Origin of the sequence: Curtobacterium sp. PhB191, assembly GCF_004346515.1 — a bacterium.
Lineage (GTDB): Bacteria > Actinomycetota > Actinomycetes > Actinomycetales > Microbacteriaceae > Curtobacterium.
On the sequence record NZ_SMBV01000003.1, the window covers coordinates 212,682 to 236,615 of the forward strand.

Here is a 23,934-nt window from a genome sequence, read left to right on the forward strand (position 1 = left end):
GCTCAGACCCGCACGCGGTCACGCAGCTCAGCGAACCGGACGTCGCCGATGCCGCTGACGTCGAGCAGGTCCTCGACCGCGGTGAACCGGCCGTGTTCGTCGCGCCAGGCGAGGATCCGGCCGGCCAACCCCGGGCCGATGCCGGGCAGGGTCTCGAGCGCAGCCTGGTCGGCGCTGTTCAGGTCGACGACGGGGTCAGCGCCGGTTCCCCAGGCATCCGCGGCACCCGTACTGCTGCCCCCGCTGCTGCCCGCCGCGGCCGCACCGCCGTCGACCGGATCGAGCGCCGCCGGGACCTCGTCCTCGCCCACGCGGGGCACGTACAGCCGCTCGCCGTCGGTCAGGACCCGCGCCAGGTTCAGTCGGTCGAGGTCCGCGTCCGCCGTCACGCCGCCGGCCCGCTCGATCGCGTCGGTGACCCGGCTCGACGGCGGCAGGCGCACCACGCCGTCGCGCTCGACCGCCCCGAGCACGTGCACCACCACACGCGCCGCACCACTGGCAGCTGTTTGCCCACCGGATGCAGGACCAGCGGTCGACGACCCAGCGGTCGGCGCGCCAGCGATGGGCGCACCGGCGGTCGGCACCCCGGCAGTCGGCGCGCCGGCGGTGGGCGCACCACTGACGACGACCCCGCCCGCGCCGGCACCACCACGCCCCGTCAGCGACCCGACCAGGACCACCACCAGCGCCACAGCCACGACGACCCCGGCCAGCACCACCGCGGCCCGCGGCGACAGCACCAGTCGCGACCAGGGCACGCGTCCCGATGCGGGCGCGCCGTCCACTGACCGAGGGTCCGGTGACGATGGCGACGACATGCCCCGAACGCTACGGAGCCCGGCCGATCGGCCGGGCTCCGGAGTGCTGGTCTGTGGACAGGTGCGTCGGACGCCCACCCTGTGGACGGCCAGACGCCCACCCTGTGGACGGCCAGACGCCCACCCCGTGGACGGCCGCGCCGCCCGAGGACTACCCCTTGATGGCGATGTTCACGAGCTTCGGCGCCCGCACGATGACCTTCACGATCTCGCGGTCACCGATGTACCGCTGCACGTTCGCAGAAGCCCGCGCGAGTGCCTCGAGCTCGGACGGCTCGATCGACTTCGACACCTCGAACGAGTCGCGGACCTTGCCGTTGACCTGGACGACCGCGGTGAGGGTCTCCTGCACCAGCAGCGTCGGGTCGGCCTTCCGCCAACCGTGCAGCGCGACGGTGGCCTCGTACCCGAGCTGCTCCCACATCTCCTCGCCGGTGTACGGCGCGAACACGGCGAGGCCGAGCGTGACGGTCTCGACGGCTTCGCGCACGGCGGGGTCGGCGGCACCGGGGCCGCTGTCGATCGCCTTGCGGGTCACGTTGACCAGGTCCATGAGCCGCGCGATCACGACGTTGAACTTGAACGACTCCATCAGGCCCGGCGCATCGGCCAGGAACCGGTGCGTCACCTGGCGCAGGGCGCGGTCGCCCTCGGCCCAGACGACGTCGGGGGTCGACGTGACGTCGGTCGCCAAGCGGTAGGCGCGGGCCAGGAAGCGTGCCGAGGCGGACGGCGAGACGTCCTCCCAGTTGATGTCGTCCTCGGGCGGGCCGGCGAAGCCCATCACCAGGCGGATCGCGTCGACGCCGTTCGCGTCGAGCTCGTCACCGAGCGAGACGCCGCCCTTGGACTTCGACATCTTCGAGCCGCCGGACAGCACCATGCCCTGGTTGAGCAGTGCCGAGAACGGCTCGGTGAAGTCGAGGTAACCGAGGTCGAAGAGCACCTTGGTGACGAAGCGCGCGTACAGCAGGTGCAGGATCGCGTGCTCGATCCCGCCGATGTACTGGTCGACCGGCGCCCACTTGCGGGCGACCGCGGGGTCGAACGCCTGGGTGTCGTCGTTCGCCGCCAGGAAGCGCAGGAAGTACCACGACGAGTCGACGAAGGTGTCCATCGTGTCGGTGTCACGGAGCGCGGGCGTACCGTCGACGGGGTTCGGGACGTTGACCCAGTCGGTCGCTCCGCCGAGCGGCGAGGTGCCCTTGGGCTTGAGGTCGAGCCCCTCGGTGTCGGGCAGCCGCACCGGCAGCTGGTCGAGCGGCACGGGGTGCTCGCTGCCGTCGGCGCCGTGGATGATCGGGATCGGCGTGCCCCAGAAGCGCTGGCGCGAGATGAGCCAGTCGCGCAGGCGGTAGGTCTTGGCGGCGCGACCGGTCCCGCGCTCCTCGAGCAGGGAGATCGCGGCGGTGATCGCGTGCTGCTTCGACATGCCGTCGAGGGGGCCGGAGTTCATCATCCGGCCCTGACCCGTCAGTGCCTCGCCCGTGGTGGCGGGGTTGAGGTCGGGCAGCTCGGTGTCCTCGGTGATCACCGGGATCGCTCCGGTGACCGCGGCGTTGGTGTCGACGACGACCTTCACGGGCAGGTCGAACGCCCGGGCGAAGTCGAGGTCGCGCTGGTCGTGCGCCGGGACGGCCATGACGGCGCCGTGACCGTAGTCGGCCAGCACGTAGTCGGCGGCCCAGATGGGCAGGCGCTCCCCCGTCAGCGGGTGGATCGCGAAACGGCCGAGCGGCACACCGGTCTTCGGGCGGTCCGCGTTCTGCCGGTCGATCTCCGACGTCTTCTGGGTGGCGACGAGGTAGGCATCGAAGTCCGCACGGACGGAGGAGGACGCTGAAGCGACCAGCGACGCCGCCAGGTCCGAGTCCGGTGCGACGACGAGGAACGTCACGCCGTGGATCGTGTCGGGACGCGTCGTGAACACCGTGACGGGCTCGTCACGGCCCTCGATGACGAAGTCGACGTCGGCGCCGACCGACCGGCCGATCCAGTTGCGCTGCTGCGCGATGACCTTGGCGGGCCACCGTCCCTCGAGCTGGTTGAGGTCGTCGAGCAGGCGGTCGGCGTACTCCGTGATCTTGAAGTACCACTGCGTGAGCTTCTTCTTGACGACGACGGCGCCGGAGCGGTCCGAGGTGCCGTCGGGCAGGACCTGCTCGTTCGCGAGCACGGTCTGGTCCACCGGGTCCCAGTTGACCCAGCTGTCCTTGCGGTACGCCAGGCCCTTCTCGTACATCTTCAGGAACAGCCACTGGTTCCACTTGTAGTACTCGGGGTCCGAGGTGTGGATCTCGGTGCTCCAGTCGAACGACGGCGCGTAGCGCTTGAAGGACGCCTTCTGCTGCGCGATGTTCGCGTAGGTCCAGTCCTTCGGGTCCACCCCGCGCTTGATCGCGGCGTTCTCGGCGGGCAGACCGAAGGAGTCCCAGCCGATGGGGTGCAGGACGTTGAAGCCCTGCTGGCGCCAGTAGCGCGCCACGAAGTCGCCGAGGGCCCAGTTCTCGGCGTGCCCCATGTGGAGGTCGCCGGACGGGTACGGGAACATCTCGAGGATGTACTTGCGCGGACGCGTGTCGTCCAGGTCGGTGGTGAAGAGCCCGAGCTCTTCCCAGCGGGGCTGCCACTTCTCCTGGATACGACGGAAGTCGTAGGCGTTCGGGTCCTCGGCGTGCTGCTCGGTGGTCACGGACGTCAACGATACAAGCCGGGAGGCCCGTCCAGCGTCCGCCTGTCGGGTCATCCGACGAGCAGGCGGCCGGCGGCCATCCGCAGGGTGCGGTCGACCAGGTCCGCCCGGACCGGCACGTGCGACACGATCACGACCGTCCGTCCCGCTGCGCGCGCCGTCGTGACGAGGTCGTGCAGGACGGCGTCGCCGAGGTCCGGGTCGATGTCGGCCGTGGGTTCGTCGAGCACGAGCACCGGGAACGCGTGCAGGAGCGCGCGCGCCAGGGCGAGCCGGTGCGCCTGTCCGCCGGAGACGAGGCCACCGCGCTCCCCCACCGACGCATCGAGCCCGCCGCGACGTCCGACCCACTCGCCGAGGCCGACCCGGTCGAGCACGGCGAGCAGCTCGTCGTCGGTCGCGGTCTCGCGGGCGAACAGCAGGTTCTGTCGGACGGACTGGTCGAAGACGAACGGGTCCTGCTCGATGAGCCCGATGCGGGCACGGACGGCGTCGGGGTGCATGTCCTTCGCCGAGACCCCGTCGAGCGTGTACGAGCCCTGGTGGTCGACGAACCGGACGAGCGCGTCGACGAGGGTGGACTTCCCCGCGCCGCTCGGCCCTTCGAGCACGACGACCTCGCCGGGGTGCAGGTCGAGCGAGACCCCGTCGACCGCCGGCGTCGTGGCTCCGGGCCACTGCACGGTCAGGTCGCGCACCGCCACGGTGACCGGACCGGACACCGCCAGTTCGGCCGGGTCGGCGTCCTGCTCGGGTTCGGGCACGATGCCCGCGGGCACCCGTGCCGGGACGACCTGCTCGACCCGCTCGGCGGCGGCGCGCACCCGGCGCAGCGTGAGGACGGCGAGCGGGACCCCGCCGACGACCTCGAACAGGGCGAGCGGCACGAACACGGTCAGTGCCCAGAGCGGTCCGTCGAGCGCCCCGGACACCACGGCGGGTGCACCGACGGCCAGGATCCCGATGACCGCGCCGCCGCCGACCAGCCCGACCAGGGCACCGACGAGCGCCTCGACCGTGCCACGGCGGCGCACCGCACGGGTGACGCCGGCGTCGAGACGGGCGATGTGCGCCAGCCGCTCGTCGAGGGTGCCGTAGGCCGCGAACACGTCGAGCGTCCGCACGGTGTCGAGCACGAGGTCGGCGACCCGACCACGGTCCGCCGCGGTCTCACGGTCGGAGCGCTCGGCGATCGACCCCGTCACGACCGACCCGAGCAGCGCCGCGACCGCCAGGCCGAGCACGAGCACGAGGGCGGCCGGCACCGACACGATCGCCACCGCGACGACGGACAGCAGGGCGACGACCCCGGCGGACACCAGCGGCCCGACGACGCGGATGGGCAGGTCCTGCAGCCGGTCGGTGTCGGTGACCAGGCGGGTCATCAGGTCGCCACGGCCGGTGCTGCCGAGCCCTGCCGGTGCGACCGAGGCGAGCCGCCGGTACATCTCGGTGCGCACCACCGCGAGCTGCCGGAAGGACGCGTCGTGCCCGGCGAGCCGGTCGACGTAGCGCAGCGCCGCACGCCCGAGTGCGAACGCCCGCACGCCGACCATCACGAGGGTCAGGTAGAGGATCGGCGGGTGCTCCGCGGCACGGGTGATGAGGTAGCCGCTCGCGGCGAGGAGCGCCACGGCGCAGACCGCACTGAGCGCGCCGGCGGCGACCGCCTTCGCCCAACCCGACCCGTGGGGCATCGCGAGGCGCAGGACCGACGCGCCACGAGCCTCCCGGCTCATGCGCGCACCCCCGTCCGGACGGTGACCGACCCACCGGTGCCGATGTCGACCCGGACGTCGGCCGCGGCCACGACCGCCGGTCGGTGGCTGGCCACCACGACGACCGCGCCGTCGGCCGCCAGGCCGCGGATCGCGGCGACGACGTGGGCCTCGGCCTCGGCGTCGAGCGCCGACGTCGGTTCGTCGAGCAGGACCAACGGCGTGCCGACGCGGCGGGCGCGGTACAGCGCCCGCGCGACGGCGACGCGCTGCGCCTGGCCGCCGGACAGTCCGCTGCCGCCGGCGCCGATCGGGAGGCCCGGGTCGACCCCCAGCCCCGCGTCGCGCAACGCGGTCTGGACGTCCACGGCGTCGGGGGTCGCGCTGAGCGCGACGTTCTCGGCGACGGTCCCGCGCACGAGGCGGGGTCGCTGATCGGCCCAGGTGGTGCGGCCGGCGGCGGTCGTACCGGCGGCGCCCGGGACGACCACGGTGCCGTCGTGCGGCAGGACGCCGCGGAGTGCGGCGATGACGCTCGACTTGCCCGAGCCGCTCGGACCGGCGAGCACGACGACGGTGCCGGGGTCGGCGTGCAGGTCGAGCGGGCCGATCACCACGTCGGGCCGGCGGACGGTCAGACCGTGCACGGCCAGCGCCGCGGCAGCCGGAGCGGTCGCCGCGGGGTCCGTGTCGTGGTGCGGCGCGGGCTCCGTGTCGTCGTCGAGGACGTCGAGGACCGCTGCCGATGCCTCGACGCCGTCCTGGGCGGCGTGGAAGTCCGCGCCGACCTGGCGGATGGGGGCGAACGCCTCGGGGGCGAGCACCAGGACGAACATCGCGGCGCCGAGCCCGAGCGAGCCGTCGACCAGCCGGATGCCGATCGACACCGCGACGAGGGCGACGGACAGGCTCGCGGCGAGCTCGAGCGCGAACCCGCTGACGAACGACAGCCGGAGCACCCCGAGCGTGCCGCGACGGTACTCGTCCGTGACGGCGCCGATGCGGCCGACCTGGCGCCGGGCGCGACCGAACACCTTGAGGGTGGCCAGGCCCTCGACGGCCTCGAGGAAGGCACCGCCGAGCTTGGCGAGGGCATCGGACTGCTTCCGCTGCAACGACTGGGTCGCGAGTCCGATCAGGATCATGAACACCGGGATGACCGGCAGGGCGAACAGGATGATCAGCCCGCTCGTCAGGTCACCGAGGCCGATCGCGACCAGCAGCAGCGGTGTGGCGATCGCGGTGAGTGCGAGCTGCGGCAGGTAGCGACCGAAGTAGGCGTCGAGCGCGTCGAGGCCCGGCCCGAGGGTGGTGGCGAACCCCGCACTCGACCGGCCCGCCAGCCAGGACGGACCCCGCTCGGCGGCGCGGGCGAGCACCGTGGTGCGCATCTCGCTCTTCACCTTCGCCGCGGCGCGGGCGGCCAGGTCGTCGGTCGCCCAGGCCGCCACGGCACGGAGCACGAACGCGCCGCCCAGCAGCGCGAGCGCCTGCCCGAAGGCGCCCGGGACACTGCCGTCCTGGACCGCGTCGATGCCGAGGGTCACGGCGGCGGCGATCCCCCACGCGATCGCGATGGTCGCGACCGTGCGGAGGACGCCGGTGCCGGCGGCCGCGACGATGAAGCCGCGCGCCGTCCGCGACAGGCGCAGGAGTCGCGGGTCGAGCGGCTTCACCGTCGCCTGCCTAGTGCGCGGCCTGGGTGACCTGGGCCCGCGAGACACGCTTGCGGAACACCCAGTACGTCCAGGCCTGGTACGCGAACACGAGGGGCACGAAGATCAGCGCCACCCAGCTCATCACCGTCAGCGTGTACGAACCGCTCGAGGCGTTGTACACGTTCAGGCTGTTCGCCGGGTCGTTGGTGGCGGGCATGACGTCCGGGAAGATCGCCGTGAACATGGCGAGCACGATCGCGGCGATGGTGACGGCCATGAGCGTGAACGCCCGGCCCTCCTTGCCCCAGGCGTTGCACAGCACGGCCAGGACGAGCGCGAGTGCCGCGACCACCGAGAGCACGAGCGAGGCAGGGGTCGCCCGGACGAACGCCATCCAGACCAGGAACGCGGCACCGACGACGATCGTCAGGATGCCGGCCCGGGTCGCCAGGCGCTTCGCCCGCTCGCGGATCTCGCCCTCGGTCTTCAGCGCCACGAACACGACGCCGTGCGTGAAGAACACCAGCAGCGTCGCCACGCCGGTCAGGAGCGCGAACGGGTTGAGCAGGTCGAAGAGCGTGCCCGTGTAGTTGTGCCCGGAGTCCATCGGGATCCCGCGGACGACGTTGCCGAACGCGACGCCCCAGAGGAACGACGGCAGGGCAGAGCCGACGATGATCATCAGGTCGAAGCGACGCTTCCACTCGAGGTGCTTGTTCTGGTGGCGGTACTCGAACGAGACACCGCGCAGGATCAGCGCCGCGAGGATGAGCAGCAGCGCCAGGTAGAACCCGGAGAACATCGTCGCGTACCACTCGGGGAACGCCGCGAACAGGCAGGCGCCGGCGACGATGACCCACGTCTCGTTGAGGTCCCAGACCGGGCCGATCGTGTTGATGAGCACCCGACGGTCGGTGTCGTCCTTGCCCAGGAAGGGCAGGGACATGCCGACCCCGAAGTCGAAGCCGTCGAGGACGAAGTAGCCGACGAAGAACACGCCGACGATCGCGAACCAGAGGACAGGCAGATCCATCTCAGTACACCGTCACTTCGTGCTTGACCTCGCCGGTCTCCTCGTCGACCTCTGCCGGAGCGGCAGGGCCCTCTTGCGCGACCTTCTTGATGAGCTTGAACTCGACCACCGCCAGCGAGCCGTAGATCACGGTGAACACGACGAGCGAGATGAGGACCTCGAGCCCGGTCACGTTCGGCGAGACGCCGTCGCTGGTCTTGAGCAACCCGAACACGAGCCACGGCTGGCGACCCATCTCGGTGAAGATCCAGCCGACGATCATCGCGGCCATCGGGAGCGGGACGGTCCAGGTGGCGACGCGCCAGATCCAGCGCTTCGTCGGGAACCGGCCCTTGCGGGTCAGCCAGAGGCCGGCGAGCGACACCATGACCGCACCGACGCCGAGCGCGATCATCCAGCGGAACGACCAGTAGGTGACCCAGATGATCGGCTTGTAGTCGCCGGGCCCGTACACCTGGGTGTACTGCGCCTGCAGGTCGTTGATGCCCTCGACCGTGCCGTTGAAGGTGTGCGTGGACAGGAACGACAGCAGGTAGGGCACCCGGATCGAGAACAGTTCGTGCACGCCGTCGGGGGTGCCGAGCGTGAAGATCGAGAACGAGGCGTCCTTGCCGGTCGCCGTGTTGTAGAGCGCTTCGGCCGCGGCCATCTTCATCGGCTGGGTGTCGACCATGGTCAGGCCGAGCTGGTCGCCGGTGAGCACCGTCAGGGCCCCCGCAGCCACCATGGTCCACATGCCGAACTTGAGCGCCGGCATCATCGTCTCGAGGTTCTGGTTCCGCGCCAGGTGGTAGGCGGCGACCGAGATGATCACTGCTGCGGCGACCATGAAGCAGGCGAACAACGTGTGCGGGAAGGCGGCGAGGGCGACCTTGTTGCCGAGGACCGCCCAGATGTCGGTGAGCTCCGCGCGGCCCTTGGCCTCGTTCATCGAGAAGCCGACCGGGTGCTGCATGAACGCGTTCGCGGCGATGATGAAGTACGCCGACATGATCGTGCCGGCGCTGACGCACCAGATGCTCGCCAGGTGCAGTCCCTTCGGCAAGCGGTCCCAGCCGAAGATCCAGACGCCGATGAACGCGGCTTCGAAGAAGAAGGCCAGGATCCCCTCGAGCGCGAGCGGGGCGCCGAAGACGTCACCGACGAAGCGCGAGTAGTTCGACCAGTTCATGCCGAACTGGAACTCCTGCACGATGCCCGTCACGACGCCCATCGCGAAGTTGATCAGGAAGATGCGTCCGAAGAACCGGGTCAGCTGCAGGTAATGCGCGCGACCGGTCCGGTACCAGGCGGTCTGGAACACGGCCACCACGGCGGCCATGCCGATCGTCAGCGGGACGAAGAGGAAGTGGTAGATGGTCGTCAGACCGAACTGCCACCGCGACAGGATGAGCGGGTCGAGGAGGTCGGTCATGCGGCACTTCCCAGTCGGGTCGCCGCGCGCAGTCGGTGCACGTCAGTGTCTTCCTGTGGAACGGATACATCAGATGTCACAGCCGTTGGGACTCTTCAACGGTACCGCGTCACCACCGACTTCGACAACTTGTAGAAATGTTCCCTGCACGAACGTGCAAGGGTGCTGCACGGCACAACCGTGCGGCACGGATGTGCCGATCCCCGCTCCGCCGAACGACGACAGGCGCCGGGCAGTTGCCCGACGCCTGTCGTCTAACGCACGAGGACTGCTGTTACAGCAGGCCCTCGTCGGTCAGGAACTCCTTGGCGATGGTGGACGCCTTCTCCTTGTCCGCCGTGCTCTTGGTGTTGAGCTCGATCAGGGCCTCGGGCGTCAGCTTCTCGTTGACCGAGTCGATCGCGTCCGCGGCCTTGTCGTTCACCTTGTCGGAGACGACGGGGATGACGTTCTGCGGCAGGATCAGGTTCTCCGGGTCCTCGAGCGTGACGAAGTCGTTCGCCTTGATGCTCGGGTCGGCGCTGTAGATGTCGGCGAGCTGGACGGTGCCGTCCTTCAGCGCCTTGACCGTCAGGGCTCCGCCGGAGTCCTCGACCGCCTTGAAGTCGACGTCGACGCCGTAGACCGACTTCAGGCCCTTCGGACCGTACGGACGGGTCTGGAACTCGGAGTTCGCGCCGACGGTGAGCTTCGACGTGACGTCCTTCAGGTCGGCCAGGCTCGTCACGTCGTTGTCCTCGGAGAACTTCTTCGTGACGGTGTAGCTGTCCTGGTCGGTCGCCTCGGCCTCGTCGAGGACCCGGAGGCCCTTCGGCAGCGCCGTCTCGAGGCCGTCGTCGATCTGGTCGGCGGTCTTCGCCGTGGAGTCCTTGTCGAAGTACTGCAGCAGGTTGCCGCTGTACTCGGGCATGACGTCGATCGCGCCCTTCTCGAGCTGCGGGATGTAGACCTCGCGCTGCCCGATGTTGAAGTTGCGCTTGACCTCGAAGCCGTTCTTCTCGAGGACCTGTGCGTACAGCTCGGCGATGATCTCGTTCGAGTAGTACTGCTGCGAGCCGACGACGATCGTCTTGGAGTCGGACGACGCGCTGGAGCCGCTGTCGAGCGGGTCGCTCGACGCGCAGCCGGTCAGGGCGGCGGCGACGCCCAGTGCGAGCGCTGCTGCGACGCCCGCACGGATCTTTGCTGTGATCACGATGGATTTCCTTCCGGGATGGGATTGCGGGCTCGCTCGCGCGATCCCTGGCGCTGCCGGGCCGACGGGTCGGCGGTGCCCTTGGGCACCGACGCCCGCTGCAGCACGGCGAACACGATCTCGAACGCGATCGCGAGTGCGATCACGAGGATGGAGGCGCCGAGCATCTCGGCGTAGTCCTGGGTCTTCAGACCGAGGAAGAAGTAGCCGCCGAGGCCGCCGGCACCGACGTACGCGGCGAGCGTCGCCGTGGCCACGACCTGCAGCACGGCTGCGCGGAAGCCGCCGATCAGCAGGGGCAGGCCGAGCGGGACCTCGACCTTCCACAGGATCTGCCACCCCGTCATGCCCTGGGCCTTGGCGGCGTCGACGGTCACGGGTTCGACCGACTCGATGCCCGAGTACGCACCGGCCAGCACCGAGGGGATGGCGAGCACGACGAGCGCCAGGAGCGGAGCCTGCAGGCCGATGCCGAGCAGGAGCCCGAACAGGGAGAGCACGCCGAGCGTCGGCAGTGCGCGGATCCCGCCGGACACGGCGATCGAGAAGCCCCGTGCGCGGCGCGTGTGGCCGATGGCGTACCCGATCGGCACGGCGATCACCGAGGCGATCACCACGGCGAGCAGCGTGATCCAGATGTGCTCCCAGAGGCGGCCGGGGATCGCGTTGTACCCGGAGTAGTTGGTGGGGTCGAAGACCCAGGCGAAGGCCTGTCCGATGATCACGAGGCGACCTCCGCTGCTTGCAGGACACGGCGGGTCCGGCGACGCGACACCGAGGTCGTCCGGGTCCACGGCATGACGATCCGGCCGAGCAGCACCAGGATCCCGTCGAGCACGAACGCCAGGACGAGGACCATGACGATGCCGGAGATGATCTCCTCGTAGATCCCGCGGCCGAGGCCGTCCGTGAACAGCGAGCCGAGGCTCTGGATGCCCAGGACGGCGCCGACGGTGGTCAGCGAGATCGTGGACACCGAGACCACCCGCAGCCCGGCGAGCAGCACCGGCCCGGCCAGCGGCAGTTCGACGCGGAAGAACCGCTGCGCCGACGAGTACCCCATCGCGGTCGAGGCCGACTTCGTCCCCGAGTCCACCGAGGTGAGCCCGTCGACGGTCGACCGGACCATGAGCGCGAGGCCGTACAGGGTCAACCCGATCACGACGTTGACCGGGCTCTGCAGCCCGGTGCCGATGATGCCCGGCAGCGCCACGAACAGCGCCAGGGACGGGATCGCGTAGAGCAGCCCGGCGAACGTCACGATGCCGCTGCCGACACCCGAGGCGAACCGCGATCCACCGGGGCGCTGGAGGCGGACGACGAGCCAGCCGATGGGGATGGACAGCAGGAACGCGATGATGATCGGCGGGATGGCGATGGCCAGGTGCGCGACCGTGGCGTCACGGATCGTGTCCAGGTTCGCGAGGACCCACTTCACCGCGTGCCCTCACCCTGCGCCGGAGCACCCGGGGCGTCGAGCGACGCTCCGGCCTGGTTCGATGCGGGGTCGGCCTGCACCGCTGCGGCGGCGTCGACGACGTTGACCGGTCCGGTGAGGACACCGGCTGCACGCCCGTCGCCGTCCACGACGATGGGGCCCGTGGGGGTGTGCTCGACGCGCAGCGACCGACGCCCACGGCCCACACCGATGAAGTTCGCGACGAAGTCGTCCGCCGGCTCGGCGAGGATCTCGGACGGCGTGCCCTGCTGGGCGATCTCGCCGCCCTTCTTCAGGATGACGACCTGGTCGCCGAGCTTGAACGCCTCGTCGATGTCGTGCGTCACGAACACGACGGTCTTGCCGAGTTCACGCTGCAGGCGGATGAGCTCGTCCTGCAGGTCGTTGCGGACCAGCGGGTCGACGGCGCCGAAGGGCTCGTCCATGAGCAGGATGTTCGGGTCGACGGCGAGGCCGCGGGCCACACCGACGCGCTGCTGCTGCCCGCCGGACAGCTGGGACGGGTACCGGTCGGCGAACGCCCGGTCGAGTCCCACGGTGTCCATGAGCTCGAGCGCACGCGTGCGGGCGTCGGCCTTCGACACCCCGGTGAGCAGGGGCACGGTCGCGATGTTGTCGACGACCTTGCGGTGCGGCAGCAGACCGGAGTTCTGCATGACGTACCCGATGCTCCGCCGGAGCTTCACGGGGTCGACGCCGGAGACGTCGGATCCGTCGATCTGCACGGAACCCGAGGTGGGGTCGACCATGCGGTTGATCATCCGGAGCAGCGTCGTCTTGCCGCAGCCGCTGGAGCCGACGAAGACGGTCGTGGTCCGGGACGGGATCACGAGGTCGAAGTCGTCGACCGCGGTGGTGCCGTCCGGGTAGGTCTTTCGTACCGAGCGGAACTCGATCATGGGTGCCCTTCTGTTCGGAGGTAGCCCGACTCCGGATGAGAGTACCCGTCGGGTCCGACAGCGGTTCACCCGTTCCGGCACGCGGCGCGTCCCGGACAGGTGCGCACCGCCGTGGACCGGACCGAGCGCACGACGGAACCAGCGCGGACGACGACGCCCGCGCCTCCTGTTCGGAAGCACGGGCGTCGTCGGATGGGTGCGGGACCCCGCGGCGGTCAGCCGGCGGCGACCACGGACTCCATGTGGGCACGGCTCATCGTGCGGTACTCGGCGATGAGCGCCGAGTCGGGGTGCTCGCGGTCGCGGTGCGCCCGCGCCAGCACGGCGTGGCCGGACTCGGCCAGCACGACCCAGGCACGTGCGATGCGCTCGTTGTCGGGCAGCCCGAACCGGTCGCGCATGATCTGCCCGACGGCGGCGCCGAGCGCTCCCATGCGGTCCTCGGCGTCACCGGTGCCGGTGTCCGCGGTGTCGCCGAAGCGGATCGCGCGGAACCCGGGCTCGGTGCGGTACAGCTCGGCGGTCTCGTCGATCAGCGCGTCGCAGGCCTGCTGCCAGGTCTCCGCGCCGCTCGCGTCGAGCGCCGCGACGAAGCGCGCGGCGAGCCGCTGCGTGCAGCGGATCGCGAGCGCGTCGACCACGGCGATGCGGTCCGGGAAGTAGCGGTAGACGGTGCCGATGGACGCGCCGGCCCGCTCGGCGACCATCGCGGTCGTGAGTCGCTCGAACCCGATCTCGTCGATCACCGCGGCAGCAGCGTCGAGCAGACCCGCGAGGCGCGCCGAACTGCGGGCTTGGACCGGCTCGTTCCTGAGCAGTGATGATCCCCCCGGCAGAGCGTTCGTTACCTCGGTGACGAGCACGTGTTCTCCTCTTGCGCTCCAGCGCGGTTCGTTGGTGTGACGAGGACGATTTTCGCAGAGACCGGCTGGAACATGGCTGCGACTCACCACAGGTGCCGCGGGACGTGGACTTCCGGGTCCTGCATGGGATGATGGGGCGATGCCCGACCCGACGCCCCACGAGCCGTCGTTGGCCGAGCCGCTCCTGCACCGCGCGGCCCGCATCGAGGACGCCGTCCAGGAGTTCCGCGAGCACCGCGCCCGAAGCCGTGGCCTGGTCCCGACCGTCGTCCCCTACACCGGCTACGGCGCTCCCGGATGGGTCCGCATCCTCTGCCGCGTGCTGCTGACCCGCCGTGGCCTCGCCTCCGACGTCTCGTACGCCGGTGTCCGCGGGTGGAAGAGCTTCACGAGCGTCGCGGTCGACCACGCCGAGGTCACCGTCACCGCCGGTGGGGTCTCGCACGTCGTCGAGACCGACCGTGGCGGGGTCGTCGACACCATCGTGCCGATCGACCTCGAGCCGGGCTGGCGCACCGTCCGGTTGTCGGCCGGCGGCGGGCGCGACGTCGAGGCGGACGTGTTCGTCGTGCACCCCGACACCCGCTTCGGGTTGCTGTCCGACATCGACGACACCGTCATGGTGACCTCGCTCCCCCGTCCGATGCTGGCGGCGTGGAACTCCTTCGTCCTCACCGAGCACGCCCGCCGCCCCGTGCCGGGCATGTCCGTGCTGTACGAACGCGTGCAGGCGCAGCACCCCGGCTCCCCGACCGTGTACCTGTCCACCGGTGCCTGGAACGTCGCGCCGACCCTGCAGCGCTTCCTGACCCGCAACATGTACCCGTCCGGCACGCTCCTGCTCACCGACTGGGGCCCCACGCACGACCGGTTCTTCCGGAGCGGGCAGCTGCACAAGCAGCAGAACCTGCGGCGCCTGGCGAAGGACTTCCCGGACGTGCAGTGGCTGCTCGTCGGCGACGACGGCCAGCACGACGAGTCGCTGTACGGCGAGTTCGCCCGCGAGCACCCGGAGAACGTCGCGGGCGTCGCCATCCGGCAGCTGTCCACGAGCGAGGCGGTCCTGGCCGGCGGACGCTCCCGGGCGCAGGAACGCTCCCGCGACACCTCGGCGCCGTGGGTCTACGCACCCGACGGTGCCGGGCTCTGGTCCGAACTCGCGCGGGTCGGGCTCGCCGAGGCGGACGCCTCCGACCCGACCTGAGCGAGGCTTCATGCACACCGACGGCACACTGCCGCCAGACGGCCGACGGCACGCGGCCGCCAGAGGGCCAGCGGACCGTCCGCGCGGCCACGACGCTCGGCCTCCGGGTGTTCGATCGGGGCATGAGCACCGACACGGACCGGACCGCCGACACCGAGCGAGCACCCGCGCCCCCCGCGACTCCCCCGAACCTGATCGAGGACCACGCCGTCATCGGCGACACCTCGACCGCCGCGCTCGTCGGTCGCGACGGCACGATCGACTGGGCGTGCCTGCCGCGCTTCGACAGCGCCGCCACGTTCGCCTCGCTGCTCGGCTCCGAGGACCACGGGCACTGGACGCTCCGACCGACCGACCCCGCCGCGACGGCGCACCGGAAGTACCGCGGCGACACGCTCGTCCTGTCGACGGTCTGGACCACGGCGGACGGTGCCGTCGAGGTGACCGAGTTCATGCCCGTCGGCGCCCACCGCCCGTCCATCGTCCGGCGTGTCCGCGGCCTGAGCGGCACGGTCGAGGTGCAGCAGACCCTGCGGATCCGGTTCGACTACGCCCTCGCGCTGCCGTGGGTGCGCCAGATCGGCGGCGACGAGGACCCTGCACTGCTCGCCACCGCCGGCCCCGGGTCGGTCATCGTGCGCGGCCCGCGCTTCCGGGCCTCGGACCACCGGCACACGGCCACCGCGACGATCCACGACGGTGACGTGCTCGACACCGTGCTCACCTGGTACCCCTCGCACCGCGAGCCCCCGGAGCCCGTCGACGTCGACGCCGAACTCCACCGCACCGTGACGTGGTGGACGGACTGGATGGCGACGGCGCGCACCGAGGGACGCTACGCCGACGCCGCCCGCCGCTCACTCTTGCTGCTCCGCGCGATGACCCACGGCGAGACCGGCGGCGTGGTGGCCGCCGTGACCACGAGCCTGCCGGAGGACCCGGGCGGTGAACGCAACTGGGACTACCGCTACGTCTGGCTCCGCGACGCCTCCCTCGCCCTCGCCTCGCTCATCGCGCACGGCTACCGCGACGAGGCGGCTCACTGGCGCGGCTGGTTGCTCCGCGCCATCGCGGGCGACCCCGCCGACGTGCAGATCATGTACGGCATCGCCGGGGAGCGCGAACTGCCGGAACGGGAGCTCCCGCACCTGCCCGGGTACGCCGGCTCGACGCCCGTCCGGGTCGGCAACGGCGCGTACACGCAGTACCAGGGCGACGTGTTCGGCGAGGTCCTGGCCGCCCTGCACGACGCCCGCGAGCTCGGGGTCGAGGAGAACGCCGACTCGTGGGCCCTGCAGCGCGCCCTGCTCGGCTACGTCGAGGAGCACTGGCAGGAGCCCGACAACGGCATCTGGGAGATGCGCGGCCCGCGACGGCACTTCACGCACTCGCGCGCGATGATCTGGGCCGCGTTCGACCGTGGGGTCGCCGCGGTCGAGGAGTTCGGTCTCGAAGGGCCCGTGGACCGCTGGCGCACCCTGCGCGACCAGGTCCGGGCCGAGATCGAGGAGCACGGCTGGAACGCTGCACGCGGCAGCTACCGGCAGCACTACGACACCGACGAGGTCGACGCGAGCCTGCTCGTCCTGCCGCAGATCGGCTACGTCTCCGCCCACGACGCCCGCATGACCGGCACCGTCGCCGCCATCGAGCAGGACCTGTCCACCGGCGCCGACGGCCTCGTGCTGCGGTACCGGACGTCGTCGGGGTTCGACGGGCTCGCCGGCGCGGAGCACCCGTTCCTGGCGTGCTCGTTCTGGCTGGTCGAGCAGTACGCGGCATCGGGGCGGATCGACGACGCCGAGCGCCTCATGGACGTGCTCGTCGGGTACGCCAACGACGTCGGCATGCTCTCCGAGGAGATCGACGTCGCCACCGGACACCACGTCGGCAACACGCCGCAGGTGCTGTCGCACCTGACGCTCGTGTCCGCGTCGGACGCGATCGCGCGGGCGCGGGGCGCGTCGACCGGGCACCGCACGCGGCTGCCCGTACACGACGGTGGCACCCGCTCGTGGACCGGCGAGGGCGAGCGGGCGGGCAACCCCGCCTGATGCGGTGGTCCTGACCACGAAACGGACGGGAGGCACGGTGCCAGCTGGCACCGTGCCTCCCGTCCGCAGTTCCGCCCGTTCAGGGCGCGACGGTCACGTCCGTCAGGACGACGACTCCCAGTCCGCCGGGCCGCGCGAACCGGCGCGGTACTCCTCGAGCGGGACCTCGTCGGCCTTCCATGCCTTGACGACCGGCTCGACGATCTCCCAGCAGCGCTCGGCCACGTCGCCGCGGATCGAAAGCAGCGGGTCGTCGTGGAAGATGCCGTTCAGGACCTCGCCGTAGGGGGTCAGCTCGCCGTCGCTGAACGACGACGACAGGGTGACCTGGCCCATCTCGAACGGGTTGCCACCGCCGTTGGCCGACACGGTCAGCTCGATCTCGTCCGGGTTCAGGACGATGCGGAGCGTGTCCGCCTTCGGGCGACCGCTCAGGCCGGAGGGCAGGCGCGTGACCGGCTTGAAGGTGATCAGCACCTCCTTCCGGCTGTTGCCGAGTGCCTTGCCGGACCGCAGCGTGAACGGGACGCCCTTCCAACGGGCGGTGTCGACCTCGACCGAGATCTCGGCGAGCGTCTCGGTGCTCCGCGACTTGTCGACGCCGTCCTCGTCCTGGTACGACGGCAGCTCCTTGCCATCGATCGTGCCGGCCGTGTAGACGGCACGGCGCGACGCGATCTTCGCGTCGTCACCCTTGAGCCGCGTCGAACGGAGCACCCGGGCCAGGGACGAGCGGAACTCGACCGCGTCGATGTCCGCCGGGGCGTCCATCGTCACGATGCCGAGGATCTGCAGCAGGTGCGACTGGATCATGTCGACCATCGCGCCGGCCTCGTCGTAGTACTGGGCGCGGTTCTCGAGACCGAGGGTCTCGTCGTAGAAGACGTCGACCTTCTCGATGTTGTCGGCGTTCCAGATCGGCTCGAACAGGCGGTTCGCGAAGCGCAGACCGATGATGTTCAGGACCGTGGTGCGTCCGAGGAAGTGGTCGGTGCGGTGCACGCGCTCTTCCGGGACCAGCTTCAGCACGGTCTCGTTGAGGGCCTGGGCGCTCGCGACGTCGGTGCCGAACGGCTTCTCGAAGGCGAGGGTGGTGCCAGCGGGGAGCTCGACCTGCTGCAGTGCCTCGCAGATGTCGGAGGCGATCTGCGGGGGCAGGGCGAAGTAGAGGATCGGCTCGGCCTCGGCCGCGTCGAGCAGTGCCGTGAGGTGCTCCGGGTCGGTGGGGTCGCCCTGGATGAACTGGGTCGACGCGAGCGTGGCGTCGACCTCGGGGCCCTTCACGTCCTGCGACGCGAAGGACTTCGTGACGATGTCCTTCCACTGCTCTTCGCTGCGGGCGCTGCGGCCCGTGCCGATGAGCTGGACGGGAACCGCTCGACCGCTCTGCAGGAACGTGCCGAGGCCCGGCAGCAGCAGGCGGGAGGCGAGGTCGCCCGTCGCGCCGAAGATGATGAGGGTGCGCTTGTCGGTCACCTGAGGTGACTCCTTTCGCTGTGGTGGGAGGTCCGCTCCAGTCAAGCCGCGGGCGGGCCCGTTTGTTCCGGATCGGGGACCGGAGATCGTGGGGCGCTGTGGTGTGCAGCGCCGGGTCGTGCGCTGCGTTGGCAGCGCCGGGTCGTGTGCTGTGGTCGTGCAGCGCCTGGACGCACTTCGGGCGGCACCGGATGTGGTGCCGCCCGAAGTGTCAGGTGCGTTGCAGCGTCAGGTCAGTGCCCGAAGTTGCCGCGGTAGTACTCGTAGACCCAGCCGACCAGGGTGACCGCCACCAGGGCGAGTCCGATCGGGACGATCCACAGCCCGGCTGCGACACCGAGGAAGCAGACGGCGACCGCTGCTGCCAGCAGGATGGGCCACCACGACCACGGGCTGAAGTGCCCGAGCTCGGCGTCGCCGTCCTCGATGTTGGCGTCAGGGCGGTCCTCGGGCAGCACGCCGCCCTGGGACGCCATGACCTTGCCGAGGTAGAAGGCGATGAACGCGGACATGATGCCGGTCAGGCCGATCGCCACGGTGCCGACCCACTCCGGGTGGCCGTAGTAGAGCAGCGCCCAGATCGTGTACGCGGCGTCCGCGAGGATGAAGAACCCGAAGAGGATCCAGAACAGGTTGGTGTTCGCGCGCATCGGCTTACTTCACCTCGCCCTTCGCGGCGTCGTAGGTCGGGGCATCCGGGGCGTCCTTCGCGGGGCCGACACCGATCGGCACACCTGCCTCGGGGTGGTTCAGGTCGAAGGCCGGGGACTCGGAACGGATCCGCGGGATCGACGTGAAGTTGTGGCGGGGCGGCGGGCAGCTGGTGGCCCACTCGAGCGAGCGGCCGTAGCCCCACGGGTCGTTCACGGCGACCTTCGGTGCGTTCCGGGCCGTCACGTAGACGTTGAAGATGAACGGCAGGAACGAGATCGCGAGGATCATCGAGCCGATCGTCGACAGCTGGTTCATCCAGGTGAAGCCGTCGTTCGGCAGGTAGGTCGCGTAACGACGCGGCATGCCGATGACGCCCAGCCAGTGCTGGATGAGGAACGTGGTGTGGAACCCGATGAACAGGAGCCAGAAGTGGATCTTGCCGAGACGCTCGTTGAGCATCTTGCCCGTCCACTTCGGCCACCAGAAGTAGAAGCCGGAGAACATCGCGAAGACGACGGTGCCGAAGACCACGTAGTGGAAGTGCGCCACGACGAAGTACGAGTCGGACACGTGGAAGTCGAGCGGCGGCGACGCCAGGATCACACCGGTGAGGCCACCGAACGTGAACGTGATGAGGAAGCCGACGGCCCACAGCAGCGGGGTCTCGAAGGTCACCGAGCCGCGCCACATGGTGCCGACCCAGTTGAAGATCTTCACGCCGGTCGGGACCGCGATGAGCATCGTCATGAGCGAGAACCAGGGCAGCAGGACGCCACCGGTGACGTACATGTGGTGCGCCCAGACCGTGACCGACAGGGCCGCGATCGCGATGGTCGCGTAGACGAGGGTCTTGTACCCGAAGATCGGCTTGCGGCTGAAGACCGGGAAGACCTCGGACACGATGCCGAAGAACGGCAGCGCGATGATGTACACCTCGGGGTGCCCGAAGAACCAGAACAGGTGCTGCCAGAGCAGGGCACCGCCGTTGGCCGGGTTGAAGATCTGCGCGTCGAACACCCGGTCGAGCCCGAGGCCGAACAGCGCGGTGGCGAGCACCGGGAAGGCCATCAGGACGAGCAGCGCCGTCACGAGGGTGTTCCACGTGAAGATCGACATGCGGAACATCGTCAGACCCGGGGCACGCATCGTGATGATGGTGGTGATGAAGTTCACCGCGCCGAGGATCGTCGAGAAGCCGGTCATGCCGAGTCCGAAGACCCAGAGTGTGCCGCCGAGCCCTGGTGTGAACGTCGTGTCACTCAGTGGCGCGTAGGCGAACCAGCCGAACGAGGCCGCACCCTGCGGGGTGAGGAAGCCGCCGACCGCGATGAGCGAGCCGAACAGGTAGAGCCAGAACGCGAAGCCGTTGAGTCGCGGGAAGGCAACGTCGGGAGCACCGATCTGGAGCGGCATGATCGCGTTCGCGAATCCCGAGAAGAGCGGCGTCGCGAACATCAGCAGCATGATCGTGCCGTGCATCGTGAAGAGCTGGTTGTACTGCTCCTTCGTCGCGACCACGTGCAGGCCGGGCTCGAACAGCTGGGCACGGATGACCAGGGCCATCACACCCGCGAGCAGGAAGAAGACGAACGACGCGATCAGGTACATGTACCCGATGGTCTTGTGGTCGGTGGAGGTGATCCACCGGACGATGATGTTGCCCTTCCGGCCCACCTTCGACGCCTGGAAGTCCGGCGAAGCAGTCTGGGTCGGTTGGCCGACGAAAGACGTTGTCATCTGACGAGCCCCTACTTGTTCTCGCTGGACGCCTCGACCGGCGCCTTGTTGTTCGGTTCGTTCGTGTTGGTGTTGTACTCGTCACCGAGGAGCCCGACCTTGCCCTGGTCCTTCAGGGTGTCGAGGTAGTCCTGGTACTGCGCCGGCGTGACGACCTTCACCTGGAAGAGCATCAGCGAGTGGTACTCACCGCAGAGCTCCGCGCACTTGCCCTGGTACGTCCCGAGCTTCTCCGGGATGAAGTACTCCCAGTTCGTCTTGCCGGGGAGCATGTCCTTCTTGTACAGGAAGTCGATGATCCAGAAGGAGTGGTCGACGTCGCGCGAGGAGAGCTCGATCGCGACCTTCTTGCCCTGCGGCAGGTAGAGGGTCGGCAGCTGCGACTCGTCGATGGCGCCCTTGGCGTTCTCTTCTTCCTGGGCCTGGATGCCCTGGTAGTAGACGCTGTCCTCGGGGTTGTCCTTGTTGATGTAGTTGAAGTCCCACGCCCAGCGCTTGCCGTACACGTGCACGGTGGCGTCGGGGTCGTCGAACGGCTTCTCGATCGCGGCCTGGTCCTTCGCGGTGAAGGCGAAGAAGCCGAGCACCAGGATGAGCGGCACGATCGTGTAGAAGATCTCGAGCGGCATGTTGTAGCGCATCTGCACGGGCAGGCCGGTCTGGCCCTTCCGGCGGCGGTACACGATGGCGGCCCAGATGATCAGGCCCCAGACGATGAGACCGACGGCGAGGAGCACCACCCAGCTGGTGGTCCACAGGCCGACGATGCGGCTCGTGTGGTTGGTGACGTCCTTCGTCTCCTCCGTGCCGGGGAGCCATCCGTTCATCTGCTGCTGCGTGCAGCCAGCCAGTGCGATGACCAGACCGACGGCCACCGGGACGGCCGCCCAACGTATACGGCGATTCGAACGCACTGTTACCTCTCGCAAAAGACGTGAGCCCGGAGCCGAACCCGCCGAGCCGCACGAAGGCGACACTTGGCTGGCTCCCAGCTTGATTGGAACACTCCTAGCTTACTCGCAGCTCGGTACCGCTCGCGCACACCCGACACGCTCATCGCCGCGATCCGCACTCCTGACCGGCCGTTTTCCCCGGTCACACTGCGACCGCATCCCCCGACGAACGCGAGCGGGGAGCGACCGTGTCGGTCGCTCCCCGCTCGCGTGTCGGATCGGCTGGTGATCAGTGGAAGCTGTCACCGCACGCGCAGCTGCCCTGCGCGTTCGGGTTGTCGATCGTGAAGCCCTGCTTCTGGATGGTGTCCTCGAAGTCGATCGTCGCGCCATCGAGGTACGGGACGCTCATCTTGTCGACGACGACCTCGACCCCATCGAACTCGGCGGTGACGTCACCGTCGAGCAGGCGCTCGTCGAAGTACAGCTGGTAGATCAGACCCGAGCAGCCCCCGGGCTGGACGGCGAGGCGCAGTCGCAGGTCGTCGCGGCCCTCCTGCTCGAGGAGACTCGCCACCTTGCCGGCCGCGGCGTCGCTCAGGAGGACGCCGTGCGAGGCCGCCTCGGTCACCGGTGCGTCGGTGGTGATGGTGTCGCTCATCGCGCGTCTCCCTCCGGGCGGTGCGGTTCACCGCGCCTGGCCTCGATTGTAAGCACCGTCAGCTGCGCGTCGCGAGCCTGGCGAGCAGGATCGCCTCGGACGCGATGGCCCGGTGCAGGACGCCGAGGTGCTGCGACTCGTTCGGGCTGTGGGCGCGGGTGTCCGGGTCCTCCACCCCGGTGACCAGGATCTGGGCCTCCGGGAACTCCGCGGCGAGGTCCGAGACGAACGGGATCGAGCCGCCGATGCCCTGTTCGACCGCCTCGGCACCCCAGCCCTCGCGCATGGCCGTGCGGGCCTCCTGGACGGCCCAGCCGGCCGTGTCGACGAGGAAGCCGTCGCCGCTGTCCGGCTCGGAGATCTCCATCCGGGCACCGAAGGGCACGTGTGCCCGCAGGTGCCGCTCGACGGCCGCGTACGCCTCCGTGGCGGGTTGGCCGGGTGCGACCCGCACCGACACGCGGGCGGAGACGGTCGGCAGCAGCGTGTTGGAGGCGTTCGCAACGCTCGGCACGTCCATGCCGGTCACGGTGATCGACGGCTGGAACCACATGCGCGACAGGACCTCGCCGGTGCCGATCGGTCGGACGCCCTCGACCAGGGCCGCGTCCACGGCGAGCTCGTCGTCGGTCCGTGCCGGGACGTCGGCATCGTACGAGGTGAGCCCGTCGACGGCGACCGAACCGGCGTCGTCGTGCAGCGACGCGAGCAGCTTGACCATCGGGATCATGGCGTCCGGCGCCGCTCCCCCGAACATCCCGCTGTGGCTGGCGTGCTCGAGGGTCGTCAGGGTGAGCTTGAAGGTGACGTTGCCGCGGAGCGAGACCGTGATCGACGGCACGTCCACCGACCAGTTGTCACTGTCGGCGACCACGATGACGTCGGCTGCCAGGCGCTCCTTCTGGTCGGCGAGGAAGGTGCGGAAGGACCGGGAGCCGAACTCCTCCTCGCCCTCGACGAACAGGACGACACCGAGGTCGAGGTCGTCGCCGAACTGCGCGTGGATCGCTCGGAGTGACGCGATGTGGGTCATCACACCGGCCTTGTCGTCCGAGGCGCCGCGACCGTACAGCCGGTCACCGCGGAGGGTCGGCTCGAACGGCGGCGTCTCCCACAGGGCGTCGTCGCCCTGCGGCTGCACGTCGTGGTGGGCGTAGAGCATGACGGTCGGCTTGCCGTTCCGGGCCGGGCGGACGGCGAGCACGGCGGGCTGACCGAGCTCGAGCGGCTCGTCGTCGCTGATGGCCGAACGGATGATCTCCACCTCGTCCTCGGCGAAGACACCGGTGCTCAGCGCCAGGTCCGCCACGGCACGCGCGCTCGCGAGCACGTGCGACTCGTCGAACGCCGACCACGACACCGACGGGATCCGCACCAGCGCGGACAGATCGGCGATCGTCGTGGGCAGTGCACCCTGCACCTGTTCGCGCAGGGCGTCGAGGAGAGCGGGGTCGGTCGCGGAGCTGGGCTGTGCGGTGTCGGTCATGCCCGGTAATCTAGAGG

The 23,934-nt window shown here is 69.9% G+C and carries 19 protein-coding genes; 2 read left to right on the forward strand and 17 right to left on the reverse strand.

Annotated elements, in window-relative coordinates:
• Positions 1-2 precede the first annotated feature (2 nt).
• The 11 genes from EDF48_RS06740 to EDF48_RS19380 form a co-directional block, all read right to left on the reverse strand.
• Positions 3-761 carry a helix-hairpin-helix domain-containing protein gene (locus EDF48_RS06740; protein WP_243698054.1) on the reverse strand — a complete coding sequence of 253 codons (759 nt, stop codon included), beginning with the start codon at positions 759-761 and terminating at the stop codon, positions 3-5.
• Positions 762-972: 211 nt separating this feature from the next.
• Positions 973-3,513 carry a leucine--tRNA ligase gene (gene leuS, locus EDF48_RS06745; RefSeq protein WP_123938283.1) on the reverse strand — a complete coding sequence of 847 codons (2,541 nt, stop codon included), beginning with the start codon at positions 3,511-3,513 and terminating at the stop codon, positions 973-975.
• A 50-nt stretch (positions 3,514-3,563) separates the two neighbouring features.
• Positions 3,564-5,252, reverse strand: coding sequence for a thiol reductant ABC exporter subunit CydC (gene cydC / locus EDF48_RS06750; protein ID WP_131878950.1), 1,689 nt, complete (start codon positions 5,250-5,252; stop codon positions 3,564-3,566).
• Positions 5,249-6,907, reverse strand: a complete 1,659-nt coding sequence (gene cydD, locus EDF48_RS06755) for a thiol reductant ABC exporter subunit CydD (protein ID WP_131878952.1) — start codon at positions 6,905-6,907, stop codon at positions 5,249-5,251. The genes cydC and cydD overlap by 4 nt, the downstream gene beginning before the upstream one ends.
• A 10-nt stretch (positions 6,908-6,917) precedes the next feature.
• The gene (cydB, locus tag EDF48_RS06760) at positions 6,918-7,922 is read right to left on the reverse strand and encodes a cytochrome d ubiquinol oxidase subunit II (RefSeq protein ID WP_123340389.1); all 1,005 of its coding nucleotides are present in this window, start codon (positions 7,920-7,922) and stop codon (positions 6,918-6,920) included.
• Position 7,923: 1 nt separating this feature from the next.
• Positions 7,924-9,336 carry a cytochrome ubiquinol oxidase subunit I gene (locus EDF48_RS06765; RefSeq protein WP_123292497.1) on the reverse strand — a complete coding sequence of 471 codons (1,413 nt, stop codon included), beginning with the start codon at positions 9,334-9,336 and terminating at the stop codon, positions 7,924-7,926.
• 274 nt (positions 9,337-9,610) lie between these two features.
• The gene (locus tag EDF48_RS06770; RefSeq protein ID WP_123340387.1) at positions 9,611-10,531 is read right to left on the reverse strand and encodes an ABC transporter substrate-binding protein; all 921 of its coding nucleotides are present in this window, start codon (positions 10,529-10,531) and stop codon (positions 9,611-9,613) included.
• A complete protein-coding gene (locus EDF48_RS06775; RefSeq protein WP_111085762.1) occupies positions 10,528-11,256 on the reverse strand; it encodes an ABC transporter permease in 729 nt (242 codons plus the stop codon). Before EDF48_RS06775 ends, EDF48_RS06770 begins: the two co-directional genes overlap by 4 nt.
• A complete protein-coding gene (locus EDF48_RS06780; protein ID WP_123292494.1) occupies positions 11,253-11,969 on the reverse strand; it encodes an ABC transporter permease subunit in 717 nt (238 codons plus the stop codon). The genes EDF48_RS06775 and EDF48_RS06780 overlap by 4 nt, the downstream gene beginning before the upstream one ends.
• Positions 11,966-12,889, reverse strand: coding sequence for an ATP-binding cassette domain-containing protein (locus EDF48_RS06785; protein ID WP_123292493.1), 924 nt, complete (start codon positions 12,887-12,889; stop codon positions 11,966-11,968). Before EDF48_RS06785 ends, EDF48_RS06780 begins: the two co-directional genes overlap by 4 nt.
• Before the next feature lie 215 nt (positions 12,890-13,104).
• Positions 13,105-13,752 (reverse strand): TetR/AcrR family transcriptional regulator, encoded by a 648-nt coding sequence (locus EDF48_RS19380; protein WP_166673162.1) that lies wholly within the window; start codon positions 13,750-13,752, stop codon positions 13,105-13,107.
• A 139-nt stretch (positions 13,753-13,891) separates the two neighbouring features.
• On the opposite strand from EDF48_RS19380, the gene EDF48_RS06795 reads away from it, so the two are divergent.
• Complete coding sequence (locus EDF48_RS06795) at positions 13,892-14,956, forward strand: phosphatase domain-containing protein (protein ID WP_131878956.1); 1,065 nt, start codon at positions 13,892-13,894, stop codon at positions 14,954-14,956.
• A 122-nt stretch (positions 14,957-15,078) separates the two neighbouring features.
• Complete coding sequence (locus EDF48_RS06800; protein ID WP_131878958.1) at positions 15,079-17,010, forward strand: glycoside hydrolase family 15 protein; 1,932 nt, start codon at positions 15,079-15,081, stop codon at positions 17,008-17,010.
• A gap of 102 nt (positions 17,011-17,112) precedes the next feature.
• Here EDF48_RS06800 and EDF48_RS06805 read toward each other — a convergent pair whose 3' ends face one another.
• From EDF48_RS06805 to EDF48_RS06830, 6 genes are all read right to left on the reverse strand, one after another.
• Complete coding sequence (locus EDF48_RS06805) at positions 17,113-18,486, reverse strand: glucose-6-phosphate dehydrogenase (RefSeq protein WP_123292491.1); 1,374 nt, start codon at positions 18,484-18,486, stop codon at positions 17,113-17,115.
• Positions 18,487-18,719: 233 nt separating this feature from the next.
• On the reverse strand, positions 18,720-19,136 hold the full coding sequence (locus EDF48_RS06810) for a cytochrome c oxidase subunit 4 (RefSeq protein WP_111085768.1): 417 nt from the start codon (positions 19,134-19,136) through the stop codon (positions 18,720-18,722).
• Positions 19,137-19,140: 4 nt separating this feature from the next.
• Positions 19,141-20,877: a cytochrome c oxidase subunit I gene (gene ctaD / locus EDF48_RS06815; RefSeq protein WP_173168381.1), complete on the reverse strand. Its 1,737-nt coding sequence runs from the start codon at positions 20,875-20,877 to the stop codon at positions 19,141-19,143.
• Positions 20,878-20,888: 11 nt separating this feature from the next.
• Positions 20,889-21,791: a cytochrome c oxidase subunit II gene (gene coxB, locus EDF48_RS06820; protein WP_111085770.1), complete on the reverse strand. Its 903-nt coding sequence runs from the start codon at positions 21,789-21,791 to the stop codon at positions 20,889-20,891.
• A 268-nt stretch (positions 21,792-22,059) separates the two neighbouring features.
• Entirely contained in the window at positions 22,060-22,431 is a 372-nt protein-coding gene (locus EDF48_RS06825) for an iron-sulfur cluster assembly accessory protein (protein WP_111085771.1), read from the reverse strand.
• A gap of 58 nt (positions 22,432-22,489) precedes the next feature.
• Entirely contained in the window at positions 22,490-23,917 is a 1,428-nt protein-coding gene (locus EDF48_RS06830) for a dipeptidase (RefSeq protein ID WP_131878960.1), read from the reverse strand.
• Between the last annotated feature and the right edge of the window lie 17 nt (positions 23,918-23,934).

Coding starts and splice junctions, on each gene's coding strand:
- EDF48_RS06800 (WP_131878958.1), top strand. CDS start 15,079: ATGAGCACCGACACGGACCGGACCGCCGACACCGAGCGAGCACCCGCG.
- EDF48_RS06830 (WP_131878960.1), bottom strand. CDS start 23,917: ATGACCGACACCGCACAGCCCAGCTCCGCGACCGACCCCGCTCTCCTC.
- EDF48_RS06765 (WP_123292497.1), bottom strand. CDS start 9,336: ATGACCGACCTCCTCGACCCGCTCATCCTGTCGCGGTGGCAGTTCGGT.
- EDF48_RS06825 (WP_111085771.1), bottom strand. CDS start 22,431: ATGAGCGACACCATCACCACCGACGCACCGGTGACCGAGGCGGCCTCG.
- ctaD (WP_173168381.1), bottom strand. CDS start 20,877: ATGACAACGTCTTTCGTCGGCCAACCGACCCAGACTGCTTCGCCGGAC.
- cydB (WP_123340389.1), bottom strand. CDS start 7,922: ATGGATCTGCCTGTCCTCTGGTTCGCGATCGTCGGCGTGTTCTTCGTC.
- EDF48_RS06785 (WP_123292493.1), bottom strand. CDS start 12,889: ATGATCGAGTTCCGCTCGGTACGAAAGACCTACCCGGACGGCACCACC.
- EDF48_RS06795 (WP_131878956.1), top strand. CDS start 13,892: ATGCCCGACCCGACGCCCCACGAGCCGTCGTTGGCCGAGCCGCTCCTG.
- EDF48_RS06810 (WP_111085768.1), bottom strand. CDS start 19,136: ATGCGCGCGAACACCAACCTGTTCTGGATCCTCTTCGGGTTCTTCATC.
- cydC (WP_131878950.1), bottom strand. CDS start 5,252: ATGAGCCGGGAGGCTCGTGGCGCGTCGGTCCTGCGCCTCGCGATGCCC.